The following is a 272-nucleotide window of genomic DNA, read 5'->3' as shown; positions in this document are numbered from 1 at the left end:
AGCCTCGGCCGCGGCGGGATGCTGACGAAGATCCTCGCAGCGAAGCGCGCCGCGCACAGTGGCGCGAACACCGTGATCGCGAGCGGCCGCGAGGCCGACGTGCTGGTGCGGCTGGCCGCGGGTGAGGCGATCGGCACGCAACTGATCGCACGGACCGCGCGGAAGGCCGCGCGCAAGCAATGGATGGCCGATCATCTGCAGGTGCGCGGGCACGTCGTGATCGATGCGGGCGCAGTCGAGAAGCTCAGGGACGGCGGCAAGAGCCTGCTGCC

1 pseudogene is annotated in these 272 nt (G+C 71.3%); it reads left to right on the top strand.

Going from position 1 to position 272, the window contains the following annotated elements:
- A pseudogene (locus SB816_RS31750) lies at positions 1-272 on the top strand (glutamate 5-kinase); the annotation flags it as partial.

Source organism: Achromobacter sp. SIMBA_011, assembly GCF_046535435.1.
In the GTDB taxonomy this organism is placed as follows: Bacteria; Pseudomonadota; Gammaproteobacteria; order Burkholderiales; family Burkholderiaceae_B; genus Achromobacter; species Achromobacter dolens.
Note: the sequence above shows the minus strand (reverse complement) of the source record. Positions and strands in the feature narration are given on the sequence as shown.